A 14,447-nucleotide genomic window follows, 5' to 3' on the forward strand; every position below is an offset into this window, starting at 1 on the left:
GGAGAAGGGTGCCTTCGAACCTCAACACCGGCTGCATCGTCAAGATGAGCGAGACGGGCGAGATCCTCGACGTGATGTGGGACCTCGGCGGCGAGAACCACCCGATGATCACCGCGATGCGCGAGCATCGCGGCCATCTCTACATCGGCGGCATCCACAACAACCGCATCGGCCGGCTGAAGCTGGACAACGTCGATCCCGACTTCATCGACCTGAAGGTGTCCCATGCTTGAGACTGTCGGACGGATGATCGGCGGCATGTTCGGGCGGCGCTCCAGCCTGTCGGTGCCGATCCTCGACGGGGCGTTCAAGCCCAACAACCTGCTGGAGGAGGCGCAGATCGTCCTCGAGCGCCCGGGCCTCGAAGACATCGCGCTTGGCGCCGACGGAAGGCTGCTGGCCGCCGCCGGCAACGCGGTGCTGCTTGTCGGTGACGGCAAGGCCGAGAAGCTGGAGAGCCATGACGGCGCGATCACCGCGCTGACCGTCCTGAAGGACGGCCGCCGCGCCGTGGCGCTGGGCGACCGCGTCGTCATCGAGGGTGTGGCCGCGCCGGTCACCGAGGCTGCCGGCCGTCGCTTCAAGGCGATCACCGCGCTCGCCCCGGCGGAAAGCGGCGGTCTTCTCGTTTGCGACGCCTCGTCGAAATATTCCGGCGACGCATGGCAGCACGATCTGATGACGAAGGGGCGGGGCGGCCGTGTTCTGGCGCTCGATCCCGCTTCCGGCAAGGCGGAGCTGTTGCAGGACAATCTCGCCTGGGCCTCCGGCGCGATGCAGGGCCGCGACGGCGTTCTGGTCAGCGAAAGCTGGCGCCACCGGCTGCGGCTGGCCGGCAGGAGCGGGAGTGGGGGCGACGCCACGGCGGAGCTGCCCGGCTATCCGGCGCGGATCACGCCGACCGCCGATGGCGGCTTCTGGCTGTCGCTGTTCTCGGGCCGGGCGCAGATCGTCGAGTTCGTGCTCGGCGAGCATTCGTTCCGCCGCGAGATGATGGCGACGGTCGATCCGAAATACTGGATCTCGCCGGCGCTGAGCTCCGGCGAGGATTTCTACGAGCCCCTGCAAAGCGGCGGGGTCAAGCACATGGGCATCCTCAAGCCGTGGGCGCCGCCGCGTTCCTACGGGCTCGCCGTGCGCTTCGACGCCGCCCGCACGCCGCTGATGTCGGTCCACAGCCGCGTCGGCGGCAGGAACCACGGCATCGTCACCACGCTGGAGCGGGGCGGGGAGGTCTTCGCCCTCTCCAAGGGCGCGGGCCGCCTGCTGCGGCTGGACCTTCAGGCCATCCGCGCCGCCAACGGCATCGGAGGGAGCGCGCAATGACGCCGATTCTCGAAATGCGCGGCCTGACCAAGCTCTATGCGCGGGTGCCGGCCGTCGAGGACATCAACTTCACGCTGATGCCGGGCGAGGTCCACGCGCTGCTCGGCGAGAACGGCGCCGGCAAGTCGACGCTCACCAAGATGATCGCCGGCGTGGTAGAGCCGAGCGCGGGCGAGATCCTGCTCGAGGGCAGCCCCGTCCATCTGCGCACCCCGGCCGCCGCGCTCGAGGCCGGCATCGCCATGGTGTTCCAGGAGACGAGCCTCGTGCCGTCGATGACCGTGGCGCAGAACCTGTTCATGGGCAACGAGCGGTTCTTCAACCGCCTGCGCGGCATCAACATCGCCGCGCAGCAGTTCATGCAGTCGCTGAACTTCCAGGTCGACCCGACGGCGATGGTGCAGACCCTCGGCGCAGCCAAGAAGCAGATGATCGAGATCGCCCGCGCCATGCTGTCCAACGCGCGCGTGATCGTGTTCGACGAGCCGACCGCGACGCTGACGCCGGAGGAGAAGAAGCACTTCTTCGACCTCGTGCGCACGCTCAAAGGGCGCGGCGTCGCCATCATCTTCATCAGCCACGCGCTGGAGGAGGCGCTGGCGATCTCCGACCGCATCACCATCCTGCGCGACGGCCGGCACGTGGTGACGGACGCGACCGCGAATTTCGACCGCGCGCGCATCGTCCAGTCCATGGTCGGCCGCAGCCTGTCGGAAGAGCTCTACGGCAAGAAGAAGGATTTCGTGCGCCCGCCGGGCGAGCGCATCCTCCAGGTGTCGAACCTGCGCGTCGGCAACATGGTGCGCAACAACTCGCTGTCGGTGTTCGCCGGGCAGGTGACGGGCATCTTCGGCCTCGTCGGCTCGGGCCGCACCGAGACCTTCAAGGTCGTCGCCGGCGCGATCAAGCGCAACTATCTCAACGGCGGCGAGGTGTTCATCCGCGGCAAGCGGGTGCGCTACCGGGTGCCGGCCCAGAGTCTCAGCGAAAAGGTCGCCTACATCACCGAGGACCGCAAGATCGAGGGTTTCTTCGAGACCATGTCGATCAAGGCCAACATCTTCATCGGCAAGCTGGCCAAGGCGGGCTGGCGCGCCTTCTGGCTAAGCCGTTCGCAGATGAACCGTGTCGGCGAGGAATGGGCGAAGTCGCTGCATATCCGCGCCGTCAGCAAGGACGCCAAGGTGATCGAGCTGTCGGGCGGCAACCAGCAGAAGGTGGTGATCGCCAAGTCGCTGATCCAGGACCCGGACCTCATCATCTTCGACGAGCCGACGCGCGGCGTCGACGTCGGCGCCATCGCCGAGATCCACCAGATGATCAACCGGCTGGCCGACGAGGGCAAGGCGGTGGTGGTCATCTCCTCCTACCTGCCGGAGGTCATGCAGCTCTCCGACCGGCTGCTCGTCGCCCGGCAGGGGCGCGTCGTCGAGGAATTCTCGCCGAAGGACGCCACCGAGGAGAACCTGATGTACGCGGCGGTGCACTAGGCGCGGCGCGCCTTATGTGCATCACCGGCACCGCCCGCGCTGCCCCTCATCCGGCTGCCGCCACCTTCTCCCCGTGAACGGGGAGAAGAGAGCTATCGTCCTTGCTTTCGCCAATCGCAAGCGTGGCAAATAGGACGTGGCGGTGTGGCCCGCATTCCTTCTCCCCGTTCACGGGGAGAAGGTGCCCGAAGGGCGGATGAGGGGCAGCGCGACGGTGGGAGTCAGGTCCCTTCGCGGGCCATCGGCCGCGCCTCAGGCGCCGGCTTCGGGGGAGACCTTGAGGCTGGCGCCGGTCAGCAGGCGGTAGGTCTCGACCGCAGCGTCGCGGAGGGCGCGCCGGGCGGCCATGTCGGGCGCGTAGTGGATCTGCATCGCCGAATAGGCGCGTATGCCGAGAAGCTGGTAGATCAGGCAATCGACCTGCCGCGCGTCGAGGGCGCGCATCCAGCCCTCGCGCATGGCGCGGCCGAAAGTCCGGCGATAGCCCTCGACGATGTTGGCCATGTGAGCGCTGTGCGCGCGCGGCGCGAAGATCTCGGATTCGTAGAGGATGCGGTAGAACCCGTCATTCTCGATCACGTAGTTCAGGAACGCCTCGAAGCGGACGATCTCGCGCTCCATGCCCGAGGGCACGTTGCGCGCGACCCGCTCGACCGCCTCGCGCATGCGCAGGCCCTCATAGGGCAGGAGTTCGTCGAAAAGCGCCTGGCGGTCCTCGAAATAATTGTAGAAGGTGCCGTGCGCCACCCCGGCCTGGTCGGCGATCTTGGCGACGGCGGCGGCGGCGTAGCCTTCGGCGGCGACGACCGCGCATCCGGCGTTGAGCAGGCTGCCGCGGGTCAGGCGGGCCTTCTCCTCCCGGCTCAGGCGGCGGCGCCGGGGCTTGTGGAGCGAGGGTGGCGGGGCTGCGGCGTCGGGCACGTCTTCGTCATCCCTCCTGCGCGTTCAGGGAACCCGAGGCGTCAAGCTCGCGCAGGGTGCGCTTGAGCACCTTGCCCGATGGATTGCGCGGGAGGTTGGGCAAAAGCACCATGTCTTTCGGGCACTTGAAGCCGGCGAGGCTTATCCGGCAATGGTCGAGCAATTGCTGATAAGTCAGCGACTGGCCTTCCGCAAGCACAATCGCGGCGACCGCCACCTCGCCCCAGCGCGGGTGCGGCCGGGCGAAGACTGCCGCCTCGCGCACTGCCGGATGGGCGTAGACCACCCGCTCCACCTCGGAGGAGGCGATGTTCTCGCCCCCCGAGATGATCATGTCCTTCTGGCGGTCGGTGATGTAGAGGAAGCCCTCCTCGTCGAGATAGCCGACGTCGCCCGAGCGCATGAAGCCGTCGGCATGGAAGGTCTCGGCGGTCTTGTCGGGATCACGCCAGTACTCGCGCATCACCTTGGGGCCGCGCATGCAGATCTCGCCCTCCTCGCCGGGCGGCAGCCGGTTGCCGGCCTCGTCGCGGATCTCGATCTCGACGAAGCGCAGGGCGCGGCCGACCGAGCCGATCCTGTCGAACTCGCGGCCCGGCTCCATCAGCGTGTCGCCCGAGACCGTCTCGGTCATGCCGTAGGCATCGATGTAGCGGGCGGAGGGGAAGCGCTCGAAGAAGGCGCGGATGCGCGTCTCGGGCGTGCGCTCGCCGCCGGCGATGCACCAGCGCAGGCTCGACGTGTCCGGCAGGCCGTCCTCGGGCAGCGCCAGTATGTCGTTGGCCATCACCGGGGCGAGCCAGACGCCCTCGATCTTCTCGCGCGCAACGGCCTCCAGCACCGCGCGCGGCTCGTAGTCGCGCAGCACCACCAGCGTGCCGCCGGCGAGATGGACGCCGAGGCCCGGCAGGTCGCTGCCGCCGACATGGTAGAGCGGCCCGACGACGAGCAGCCGCGTCGTCTCATTGAGGCCGAGCGCCAGCACGTGGTCGAAGCATTTCCAGTAGAAATTGTCGTATGTATGGACGACGCCCTTCGGCCGCGACGTGGTGCCGGAGGTGTACATCAGGCGGAAGAGGTCGTCGCGCCCGCGCGGGGTAGCGGGAATGCGCCGCCGCCCGCCTGCCGGGTCGAGCAGCGCCGCGCCGATGTCGGCCTGTGCCGCCGCATTGAGCACGATCGTCGGCAGCCTCGCCCCGGAAGCCTCGGCCTCGAAGATGTCGTCGGCAATGAGGAGCGTCGCGCCGGCATGGTTGGCGATGTAGTCGACCTCGTCGGCCGAGAGGCGGAAGTTCAGCGGCAGCACCACCGCGCCGAGATGGCTGATCGCGTAGATCAGCTCGACGAAGGCGGGGCTGTTCTTCATCATCAGCGCGACGATCGCGCCTTCGCCCACCCCGCGCTCCGAAAGGGCGGCGGCCAGATGCAGCACCCGTTCCTCCAGCGTGCGCCAGTCGAGGCGCTGCCCGCCGAAGACGAGCGCCTCGGCCTCAGGCCGCTGGCGCGCATTGACCGAAAGATGGCCGGTGAGGTTGAACATCGGGACCTCCTCCTTCGCTTCGCGCCTCAATAGGATCGGGGTAGCCCGAGATTCACCGTCGAGATGTAGTTGAGGATCATCTCTTCGGAAACCGGGGCGAAGCGGAACAGGCGCGCGTCGCGCCACAGCCGCTCGGCATGCGTCTCGCGCGAGTAGCCCATGCCGCCCATGACCTGCATCGCCTGCTCGGCCGCACCCGAGGCCGCCTGCGAGGCGATCAGCTTGGCGGCGTTGCTCTCCGAGCCGAAGGGCAGGCCGCGGTCGAAATTCGACGCCGCCTTGAGGTTGAGCAGGCGCGCCGCCTCGAGCTCCGCCCAGCGCTGGGCGAGCGGGAATTGCAGCCCCTGATAGCTGCCGATCGGGCGGCTTCCGAACACCTTGCGCTCGCGCGCGTAGTCGACCGCGAGCCGCAGGGCCAGCGCCCCGGTGCCGACGAGGCCGGAGGTGGTGACGATGCGCTCGCAGTTGAGGATGTCGAGGAGTTGCGGCCAGCCGCCGTCGATGGTGCCGATCACCTCGGCGTCGCTGGCGAAGACGCGGTCGAGATAGACCACCGAGGACGGCAGCGTGTGGGTGCCGAGCTTGTCGATGTCGGTGTGGCCGATGCCCTCGCGGGCGGTGTCGACCATGAACAGGCTGATGCCGTGGGTCTTCTTGACGCCGTCCTGCGGCTGGGTGGTGCGGGCGACGATCAGCATCTTCCTCGAGGCGGCGACGCCGGTGATCCAGATCTTCTGGCCGGAGATGCGCCAGCCGCCCTCGACGCGCTCGGCCCGCGTCGTCATCGCCAGCGAGTTGGTGCCGGCGTCGGGCTCGGTCAGCGCCATGCTGAAGGTGCATGACCCGTCGCACAGGCCCGGCAGCAGGTCGCGCTTCATTTCGTCCGAGCCGTAGAGCGCGATGGCGACGCCGCCGAAGACGGGATTGAGCATGAACACCTGCGACAGGGTCGAGCCCGCGCCGCCCTTGCACAGCTCCTCGATGCACAAAGCGAGGTCGACCAGCCCGAGCCCGAGCCCGCCATACTCCTCCGGGATCATCATCCCGGCGATGCCGGCGTCGCAGATCGCCTGCCAGATCTCGTGCGGGAACTCCTTGGCCGCGTCCTTCTTGCGCCAGTAGTCGAGGCCGTAGCGCTCGCCGATCTGCCGCGCCGTCTCCAGCATCATCTTCTGTTCTTCGGTGATGTCGAAGTTCATCGGTGGGTCCTCGATGTCATGTGCTGGGAGGGCTGCGCAGGAGCGCGAGCGGCGTTTCGAGCAGCCCCGCCAGCGTGGCGAGGAAGCGGGCGGCGTCGGCCCCGTCGATCAGGCGGTGGTCGGCGGCGAGCGTCAGCACGATCTCGCGGCACAGCTCCGGCTGGCCGGCCGCGTCGGGGCGGAAAAGCTGTTGCTCCGCGCCGACGCCGAGGATCATCGCCTGCGGCGGGTTGATGATCGGCGTCAGCGTGTCGGCCCCGTGCATGCCGACATTCGAGATCGAGATCGCGCCGCCCGAGACGTCGGCGCTGGTCAGCGTTGCGGTCCGCGCGCGTTCGAGCAGCCCGCCCATGGCGAGCGCCAGATCGTCGAGCGCCAGCCGATCGGCGCGGTCGAGGACCGGGATGCGCAGCCCCTGCGGCGTCTCGGCGACGATGCCGACGCCGACGGTGTCGAGGGCGAGGATGCCGTCGGGCAGCCAGACGCGGTTGAGGCCGGGATGGGCGGCGAGCGCGAGCCCGGCCGCCTTGACCAGCATGTGCGTGACCGAAAGCTTCGCCCGGCCTGCCTGCGCATTCAGCTCGGCGCGCAGGGCCGCGAGGGCGCGGATGTCGACATGGCGCGTGAGATAAAAATGCGGGATGTCGCGCTTGGCCGCCTGAACGCGGCGGGCCGTGGCCGCGCGCACGGAATCGGGCTGGGCGAGGGCGCTCGGCAGTGAGGGCGACGGCGCGGGGGCGGCCTTCGCGCCCTCGACATCCGCGGCCTTGATCCGCCCGCCGGGGCCGGAGCCGGCCACTTGCGACAGGTCTATTCCCTCCTGCCGGGCGATGCGCCGCGCCAGCGGCGTCGCGATGACGCGCAGCACGTCCTCCTTCATCACCCGCCCCTCGCGGCCGCTGCCTTCGACCACCTCGCGGCTGACGCCGTGCTCGGCCATCAGCTTGCGCGCCGAGGGCGCGTCCTCGCCGCGCGCGGGGGTGGCCGGGGAGGCAGCGGCGGGAGCGGACGCGCCGCCAGCCAGCCGTGCGATCACTTCGCCGACCGGAACCGTCGCGCCCTCGGGAAACAGGATCTCGGCCAGCACGCCGTCGGCGGCGGCCTCGACCTCGTTGGTCACCTTCTCGGTCTCGACCTCGAACAGCACGTCGCCCTGGCGGAAGGGCTCGCCCGGCTTCCGGCGCCAGGCGGCGATCAGCCCCTCGGTCATCGTCAGCCCGAACTTGGGCATCACGATTTCGGACATCTCATTCTCCCCGGAAGTCGGCGGCGCGCTTTTCCAGAAAGGCGGTGCAACCCTCATGCGCGTCGCGGCTGTCGAGGACGAGGCCGATGACCGCCTGCTCGTGGCGCAGCGCCGCCGAAAGCGGCATGTCCGCGCCGTCGATCAGCGTGCGCTTGAGCAGCTTGAGGATCAGGGGCGACTTGGTGGCGAGCTTGGCGGCCATGGCGCGCGCCTCGTCCATCAGGCTCTCGTGCGGCACGACGCGGTTGGCGAGGCCGATCTGCACGGCTTCTTCCGGCCCGATCATCTCGCCGAGATACATGATCTCGCGCGCCCGGCACGACGGCACCTGGCGCAGGATGCGCTGGGTGCCGCCCGCACCGGGGAACAGGCCGAGATTGATCTCCGGCAGGCCGAGCTTGGCCTTGTCGGAGAGGAGGCGCAGGTCGAATGTCAGCAGCAGCTCGGTGCCGCCGCCGAGGGCGAAGCCGTTGATCGCGCCGATCGTCGGCTTGTCCAGCGTCTCGACCCGGCGCAGCGTGCGGTGGATGGCCTCGGCGAACTCGTTGTAGTGGGCGAGCGCCCCGCGCGAGTTCAAGTCGGCGATATCGCCGCCGGCGACGAAGGCGCGGCCGGCCCCGGTGAAGATCACGGCACGGATCGCCGCGTCCGCCTCGATGCGGTCGAGGACGCCGTTCAATTCGGCGAGGACGCCCATGTCGAGCGCGTTGAGCTTCTCGGGGCGGTCGAAGGTGACGACGGCGATCGCGCCCTCGGTCTCGAGGCGGACGAAGCCGGTTTCCTGGTCGGTGCTCATGCGCTTTCCCTTTAGGCCATGAGGCGGCGCAGCGCCGCGAGGATCTTGGGTTCGGAAACACGCCATTCGTTTTCCAGAACCGTGCTGAAGGGGACGGGCGAGAACGGGGCCGCGACCCGCAGGATCGGCGCGTCGAGCTCGTCGAAGCCGATGTCGGCCATGCGCGCGGCGATCTCGGCGCCGACGCCGAACGCCTCGACCGCCTCGTGGACGATCAGCAGGCGATGGGTCTTCGACAGGCTGGCGAGCACCGCCGCCTCGTCCCATGGCTGGACGGAGCGCAGGTCGAGGACCTCGACCGAGATGCCTTCGGCTTCCGCCGCCTCGGCCGCCTTCAGCGCCGGCCACAGCGTCGCGCCATAGGTGACGAGCGTGACGTTCCGCCCCGGCCGGCGGATGGCGGCCTCGCCGATCCGCGCCGGCTGCGGCGCGTCGGGCAGGTCGCCCTTCAGCGCGTAGAGCGCCTTGTTCTCGACCACGATCACCGGGTCGGGGTCGGCTATCGCCGCGCGCAGCAGGCCGTAGGCGTCCTCGACCGTGGCGGGAACCACCACCTTCAGCCCCGGCACATGGGCGAACCAGGCTTCGAGGCATTGCGAGTGCTGCGGCCCGGCCGACAGGCCGCCGCCATGCGGCGTGCGCAGCACCATCGGCACCGAGCCTTGCGCGCCGAACATGTAGCGCGCCTTGGCCGCCTGGTTGACCAGCATGTCCATCGACAGGGTGACGAAGTCCATGAACATGATCTCGGCCACCGGGCGCAGGCCCGACAGGGCCGCGCCGACGGCGATGCCGGTAATCGCCGCCTCGGCGATGGGCGCGTCGAGGACGCGCTCCGGCCCGAATTCCTCGAGCAGGCCCCGCGTCGCCTTGAACGAGCCGCCGGCCGCGGCGACGTCCTCGCCGATCAGGATGACGGACGGGTCGGCCGCCATCGCGTCCTGCAACGCCCGGGTGACGGCCTTGATGTAGCGGCTCTCAGCCATGGCGCGCCTCCGCGGGCGTGTAGACGTCGTCGAGAAGGCCGGCGACATCGGGAAGCGGCGCGGCGAGCGCGGCTTCCAGCGCGGCTTCGTTGGCGGCCTTCACCTCGGCCTCGGTGGCGGCGATCCAGTCCGGCGAGACGCCGAACCCGGCGAGCAGGCGCCGGCCGATGGCCAGCGGGTCGCGCGCCGACATCTCCTCGGCCTCGCCCTCGGGGCGGTAGTCCTGCTTGTCGCCCTCGTAATGGCCGCGCACGCGGGTGGTGCGGCATTCGAGGACGAAGGGGGCGCAGTCGCGGCGCATGCGGGCGATGGCGTCGCGCGCCGCGTCGTGCATGGCCAGCATGTCGTTGCCGTCGGCCTCGGCATAGGCGATGTTGAAGGCGCCGGCGAGGTCCTTCAGCCTGACGGCGAGCTGGCGCTCGGTCGGGCTGAACTCGGACCAGCCATTGTTCTCGCAGCAGAACAGCACGGGCAGGGACCACAGGCTGGCGATGTTCAGGCACTCGTGCACCAGCCCCTCGGCGAGCGCGCCGTCGCCGAAATAGACCACGGCGATCTCGCTTTTGCCGCGCGCCTTCAGCGCCAGCGCGCTGCCGGTGGTGATCGGCAGGCCGGCGCCGACGATGCCGTTGGCGCCCAGCATGCCGAGCCCGAGGTCGGCGACGTGCATCGAACCGCCGCGCCCGCCGCAGATGCCGGTGGCGCGGCCGAGGATCTCGGCGAAGAAGCCGGTGAGGTCGACGCCCTTGGCCAGCGTGTGGCCGTGGCCGCGATGGTTGGACGAGACCGTGTCGCCGGGGGTGAGGAACTCGGAGACGGCCGAGGCGACCGCCTCCTGCCCGATCGACAGGTGGAGGAAGCCCGGCACCCTGCCGTCGAGGAAGAGCTGCTGCAACGCCTTCTCGGCCTCGCGGATGATCGCGGCGCGCCGGTAGATGGTCTTCAGCGCCGCGACTGGCGTGTTCTCGGGCGGGGCGTCTGCTTTTGTCTTGCGGCTCATCGCGCGGCTCTCTTCGTCCCTGTCGCGTTCATCGGTAAGGCGGCTTCAGTGCCGGCGCACGCCGCCGTAGGGCGCCCACGACCCGGCCTGATAGAAGCCCGCATCCACGGCCATCGACACGCCCGTCACCGCCGAGGCGTCGTCGGACAGGAGGAAGGCGGCGACGGTGCCGATCTCCGACGGCTCGACCATGCGGCCGAGCGTCGAGTTGGCCTGAAGCAGCGCGACGTCGCGGTGGCCGAGGTCGATCTGCGCCTGAAGCGCCGGGGTGCGGGTGTAGCCGGGCTCGATGGCGTTGACGCGGATGCCGGCGCGGCCCCATTCGCCGGCGAGGTCGCCGACGAGGTTGGTAACGGCCGCCTTGCCGGGGCCGTAGGCATGGAGCGGCGTCGAGCGCCGCGCGGTGACGGAGCTCAGCGCCACAAGGCTGCCGGCGCGGCGCGGCAGCATGTGGCGCGCCAGCTCGCGCAGCGACAGGAAGGTGCCGCGGAAATTGACCGCGTAGATGCGGTCGAACACCTCCATCTCGAGCTCAGCCGGCGGCTTCGGCGTCTGCACGATCCCGGCCGAGGTGATGCCGCCGGCGATCGGCCCCATCTCGCGCTCGACCGCCGCGACGGCCTCGATCACGCTGTCTTCCTGCGTCACGTCGAGGTGGAACGCCTTGCCGCCGATGCGCTCGGCCACGGTGCGGGCCTGCTCCATGTTGACGTCGAGCACGGCGACCTTCGCGCCGCGCGCCGCCGCGACCTCGGCGCAGGCCGCGCCGATGCCGCTCGCGCCGCCGGTGACGACGACGACCCGGCCGGCGAGCTGACCCTGACCGGTAGGCTGGCCACGATCCCCGGGCCGATCCCCGCCCGCAGGCTGGCCGCCATCCGCAGACTGACCGTGTCGCGACATTCTCACCTCCCTCGTCTTTTCGGCAAGAATGACATAAATGAATTATGAGTCAATTGTCATTTTGTTGACGTCCGCCCTCGCAGGCTCTAGCCTGCATACGGGTGCCGGGTGCAGAAAGGCCATGGAGAGGCCGCGAACGGGACCGTGCGGAAAGGCCCCGGCGGTCGGGCCGACAGGGAGGACGACAATGACCATTCAGGAAGAGCTGGCGCGGTTCACGTCGCGGCTGGAGCCGGCGACCATTCCGGACGCGATCCGGCAGAAGGCCCATGCCTGCCTGCTCAACGGCTACGGCATCGCCATGGCCGGGCTGGCGACCCCTTACGAGCCGGTGGCGCGCGCGGCCGCGCTTTCGATGTATGGCGGCACGGGGTATAGCGGCAGGGGCGAGGCGACGCTGCTCGGCAGCGGCGAGAAGACGAGCGTGACCGGCGCGGCGCTGGCCAACGGCGCGCTGTTCCACGGCCGCGGGCAGGAGGACACCTGCGGCGCGGCGCATCTCGGCGCGGTGATGATCCCGCTCTTGATGGCGCTGATCGAGAGCGGCCGCGGCCGGCTCGACGACCTGATCCCGGCGATGATCGCCGGCTACGAGGTCGGCGGGCTGTTCGAGGAGCTGCTGGCCGGCGACACCACGCCGAAGGGCTTTCGCGCCACGACGATCTACGGCGTCGGCGCGGCGGCGGCGGCCGTCGCCCGGCTCTACCGCCTCGATGCGACACGCACCTCGGCCGCGCTCGGCAACGCCGTCTCCTTCTCCGGCGGCCTGCTCCAGTGCTTCGCCGAAGGCACCGACGAGTGGCGCTATCAGGTCGGGGTCACGGCGCAGGCCGGCTGGAGCGCCGCCGAGCTGGCGCGCGCCGGCTCGGTCTCCCTGCGCGAAGGCTATGAGGGGGCCAAGGGTCTCGCCCGCGCCTTCGCCGGGCGCGGGCTGGACGCGGCGGCGGTCAAGGCGCGGATCGGCCGCGACTGGCAGACGCAGCGCGTGGCGTTCAAGCCATTCCCGGTCTGTGCCTTCAACCAGACGCCGGTGACGGCGGCGCTCGCCTTGCGCGAAAAACTCGGCGGCCGCCGCGTCGAGGCCGCGGTTGTGCGGATGAACCCCTACGAATGCGGCTATGCCGGCATGGACAGCAAGGGGCCGTTCTCGACCATCGGCGGCACGCTGATGAGCATCCCGTTCTGCATCGCCCAGACGCTGCTGCGCGGCGCGCCGTCGATGGCGATGATGACCGAGTATCATGACCCCGAGATCAACGCGCTGGTCGAGCGGGTCGATCTCGTCGCCGACGAGGGCGTGCCGACCCTGTGCTGCCGGATCGAGCTGCGCCTCGAAGGCGGCGAGGCCCTGGCGGAAGCCTGCGACATGACGCCGGCCGATTACGTCTGGAGTTTCGACGATCTGAGGGCCAGACTGGAAAGGACGGCGGCGCAGGAAGATCTGCCGGCCGACTGCATCGCCGGTCTCGTCGCCTTCTGCGCCGACCCGGCGGGCGTCGGGATCGCGGCGCTCAACGCCGCCTTCGACAGGGCGCGGCCGTTGATAAGGCGCTAGAAACACCGGCCGGGGGAGGGGAACAGGATGGGCGACCTCGTCATTGTCACCGGCGGCGCGAGCGGCATCGGCGCGGCCGTCGCCGCGCTGCTGCGCGCGCGGGGCTGTCGGGTCGTCGTCTTCGACCTCGCGCCGGACCAGCCGGGCTTCGCCGGCTGGCTGCGCGTCGACGTCTCGGACGAGGCGGCGGTGGAAGCCGCGCTCGCCAAGGTCGAGGACGGGCTCGGGCCGGTCTTCGGCCTCGTCAACGCCGCAGGCGTCCTCGGCAAGATACACGCGCCGCAGCGATTGCAGATGAGCGACTGGGACCGCGAGATCGCGGTCGACCTGCGCGGCACCTACCTGACATGCCGCGCGGCCGGCGCGCGCATGGCCGCGCGCGGCGCCGGCGTCATCGTCAACATCGCCTCGATCGCCGGCATGACCTCCGGCCCCCTGCACGGCTACGGGCCGGCCAAGGCCGCGGTCATCAGCCTGACGACGACGCTGGCCGGCGAGTGGGGCCCGCGCGGGGTGCGCGTCAACGCGGTCTCGCCCGGCTTCACCCGCACCGAGGCGCTGGAGAAGGGCATCGAGGCGGGCGTGCTCGACCCCGGAACGCTGTCGCGGCCGAGCGCGCTGCGCCGCCTCGTCGAGCCGGGCGAGATCGCCGCCGCCGTCGCCTTCCTGCTCGGGCCCGAGGCGAGCGGCATCACCGGCGTCAACCTTCCCGTCGACGCCGGCTATCTCGTCGGCGTCACCTGGCAGCCCTATGGCGGCCTGCGCGGCGGGTGAGGGGCCGTCGCCTTGCACAAGCCTTGATGTTCTGCCCCGGCGGGCCTTTACCGGAGGCTCCGGCGCGATACCTTTGTCCGGTGCGCGGGCGGCCTGCGCGCGGGAGCCGGTGAAGGAGGCGTTCGCGTCGAACCATGAAGGCGGATGAACCATCGGAGCGGCCGGCGCGCCGCCATCCGCTCGGCGCGGCGCGGCGGGCGGGGCTCGTCGCCCTCGGCTGCCTGATGCTGGCGCTTGCCGTCGTCGGGGCGTTCCTGCCGGTGATGCCGACGACGATCTTCCTCATCCTCGCCGCGTGGTTCTTCGGGCGCTCGTCGCCGCGGCTGGAGGCGTGGATGCTCGGCCACCCCCGCTTCGGCCCGGTGCTGCGCGACTGGCGCGAGCACGGCGCGATGCCGCGCCGGGCGAAGTGGCTCGCCTGCGGCGGCATCGCCCTCGGCTACGGCCTGTTCCTCGTCGGCGCGCGCCCGAACCTCTGGCTCGCGCTCGCCGTCGCCGCGCCGATGATCGCCTGCGCGGTGTGGCTCGCCATGCGGCCGGAACCGAAGGATATCTGAACCAGTTTTCGCGTGACAAGCGCGGCCGGCTCTGCGAAGGTCGCGGCGTTGAGAGACAGGGGCGCTCGCCGCAAGGTGGGCTGAGAAGCACCCTTCGAACCTGAACCGGATAATACCGGCGGAGGGAGTCGCTCGGGGCCTTCGCGCTTATCCC

13 protein-coding genes, 1 pseudogene and 1 riboswitch are annotated in these 14,447 nt (G+C 70.2%); of the genes and pseudogenes, 6 read left to right on the forward strand and 8 right to left on the reverse strand.

From position 1 onward, the window contains the following. Positions 1-17 precede the first annotated feature (17 nt). The 3 genes and pseudogenes from M9945_RS21125 to M9945_RS21135 form a co-directional block, all read left to right on the forward strand. A pseudogene (locus M9945_RS21125) lies at positions 18-233 on the forward strand (hypothetical protein); the annotation flags it as partial. Then, entirely contained in the window at positions 226-1,326 is a 1,101-nt protein-coding gene (locus tag M9945_RS21130; RefSeq protein ID WP_367928272.1) for a hypothetical protein, read from the forward strand. The pseudogene M9945_RS21125 and the gene M9945_RS21130, both read left to right, overlap by 8 nt. Beyond that, positions 1,323-2,816 (forward strand): sugar ABC transporter ATP-binding protein, encoded by a 1,494-nt coding sequence (locus tag M9945_RS21135; protein WP_367928273.1) that lies wholly within the window; start codon positions 1,323-1,325, stop codon positions 2,814-2,816. Before M9945_RS21130 ends, M9945_RS21135 begins: the two co-directional genes overlap by 4 nt. 252 nt (positions 2,817-3,068) lie before the next feature. Here the strand turns inward: M9945_RS21135 and M9945_RS21140 are convergent, their stop codons facing one another. The 8 genes from M9945_RS21140 to M9945_RS21175 are packed head-to-tail and all read right to left on the reverse strand — an operon-like array spanning position 3,069 to position 11,407. Further along, positions 3,069-3,737, reverse strand: coding sequence for a TetR/AcrR family transcriptional regulator (locus tag M9945_RS21140; RefSeq protein WP_367946116.1), 669 nt, complete (start codon positions 3,735-3,737; stop codon positions 3,069-3,071). A 7-nt stretch (positions 3,738-3,744) separates the two neighbouring features. Then, positions 3,745-5,277, reverse strand: a complete 1,533-nt coding sequence (locus M9945_RS21145; RefSeq protein ID WP_367946117.1) for an AMP-binding protein — start codon at positions 5,275-5,277, stop codon at positions 3,745-3,747. A gap of 26 nt (positions 5,278-5,303) precedes the next feature. Beyond that, positions 5,304-6,476: an acyl-CoA dehydrogenase family protein gene (locus M9945_RS21150; RefSeq protein ID WP_367946118.1), complete on the reverse strand. Its 1,173-nt coding sequence runs from the start codon at positions 6,474-6,476 to the stop codon at positions 5,304-5,306. Between the two features lie 16 nt (positions 6,477-6,492). Continuing rightward, positions 6,493-7,722, reverse strand: a complete 1,230-nt coding sequence (locus M9945_RS21155) for a dihydrolipoamide acetyltransferase family protein (RefSeq protein ID WP_367946119.1) — start codon at positions 7,720-7,722, stop codon at positions 6,493-6,495. Between the two features lies 1 nt (position 7,723). After that, positions 7,724-8,518, reverse strand: a complete 795-nt coding sequence (locus tag M9945_RS21160; RefSeq protein WP_367946120.1) for an enoyl-CoA hydratase/isomerase family protein — start codon at positions 8,516-8,518, stop codon at positions 7,724-7,726. An 11-nt stretch (positions 8,519-8,529) separates the two neighbouring features. After that, the gene (locus M9945_RS21165) at positions 8,530-9,504 is read right to left on the reverse strand and encodes an alpha-ketoacid dehydrogenase subunit beta (protein ID WP_367928279.1); all 975 of its coding nucleotides are present in this window, start codon (positions 9,502-9,504) and stop codon (positions 8,530-8,532) included. Beyond that, positions 9,497-10,504 carry a thiamine pyrophosphate-dependent dehydrogenase E1 component subunit alpha gene (locus M9945_RS21170; protein WP_367946121.1) on the reverse strand — a complete coding sequence of 336 codons (1,008 nt, stop codon included), beginning with the start codon at positions 10,502-10,504 and terminating at the stop codon, positions 9,497-9,499. Before M9945_RS21170 ends, M9945_RS21165 begins: the two co-directional genes overlap by 8 nt. 45 nt (positions 10,505-10,549) lie before the next feature. After that, positions 10,550-11,407, reverse strand: coding sequence for an SDR family NAD(P)-dependent oxidoreductase (locus M9945_RS21175; RefSeq protein ID WP_367946122.1), 858 nt, complete (start codon positions 11,405-11,407; stop codon positions 10,550-10,552). Between the two features lie 187 nt (positions 11,408-11,594). Between M9945_RS21175 and M9945_RS21180 the strand changes: the two genes are divergently transcribed. The 3 genes from M9945_RS21180 to M9945_RS21190 all read left to right on the forward strand — a co-directional run bounded on the left by M9945_RS21180 (position 11,595) and on the right by M9945_RS21190 (position 14,293). Next, positions 11,595-12,962: an MmgE/PrpD family protein gene (locus tag M9945_RS21180; protein ID WP_367946123.1), complete on the forward strand. Its 1,368-nt coding sequence runs from the start codon at positions 11,595-11,597 to the stop codon at positions 12,960-12,962. A gap of 27 nt (positions 12,963-12,989) precedes the next feature. Further along, positions 12,990-13,736 carry an SDR family NAD(P)-dependent oxidoreductase gene (locus M9945_RS21185; protein WP_367946124.1) on the forward strand — a complete coding sequence of 249 codons (747 nt, stop codon included), beginning with the start codon at positions 12,990-12,992 and terminating at the stop codon, positions 13,734-13,736. Positions 13,737-13,870: 134 nt separating this feature from the next. Beyond that, complete coding sequence (locus tag M9945_RS21190) at positions 13,871-14,293, forward strand: YbaN family protein (RefSeq protein WP_367928284.1); 423 nt, start codon at positions 13,871-13,873, stop codon at positions 14,291-14,293. A gap of 47 nt (positions 14,294-14,340) precedes the next feature. Then, positions 14,341-14,437, forward strand: a riboswitch (TPP riboswitch). The last annotated feature ends 10 nt before the right edge of the window (positions 14,438-14,447 follow it).

The sequence above is a fragment of the Aquamicrobium sp. genome (assembly GCF_023954335.1).
GTDB lineage: Bacteria > Pseudomonadota > Alphaproteobacteria > Rhizobiales > Rhizobiaceae > Aerobium.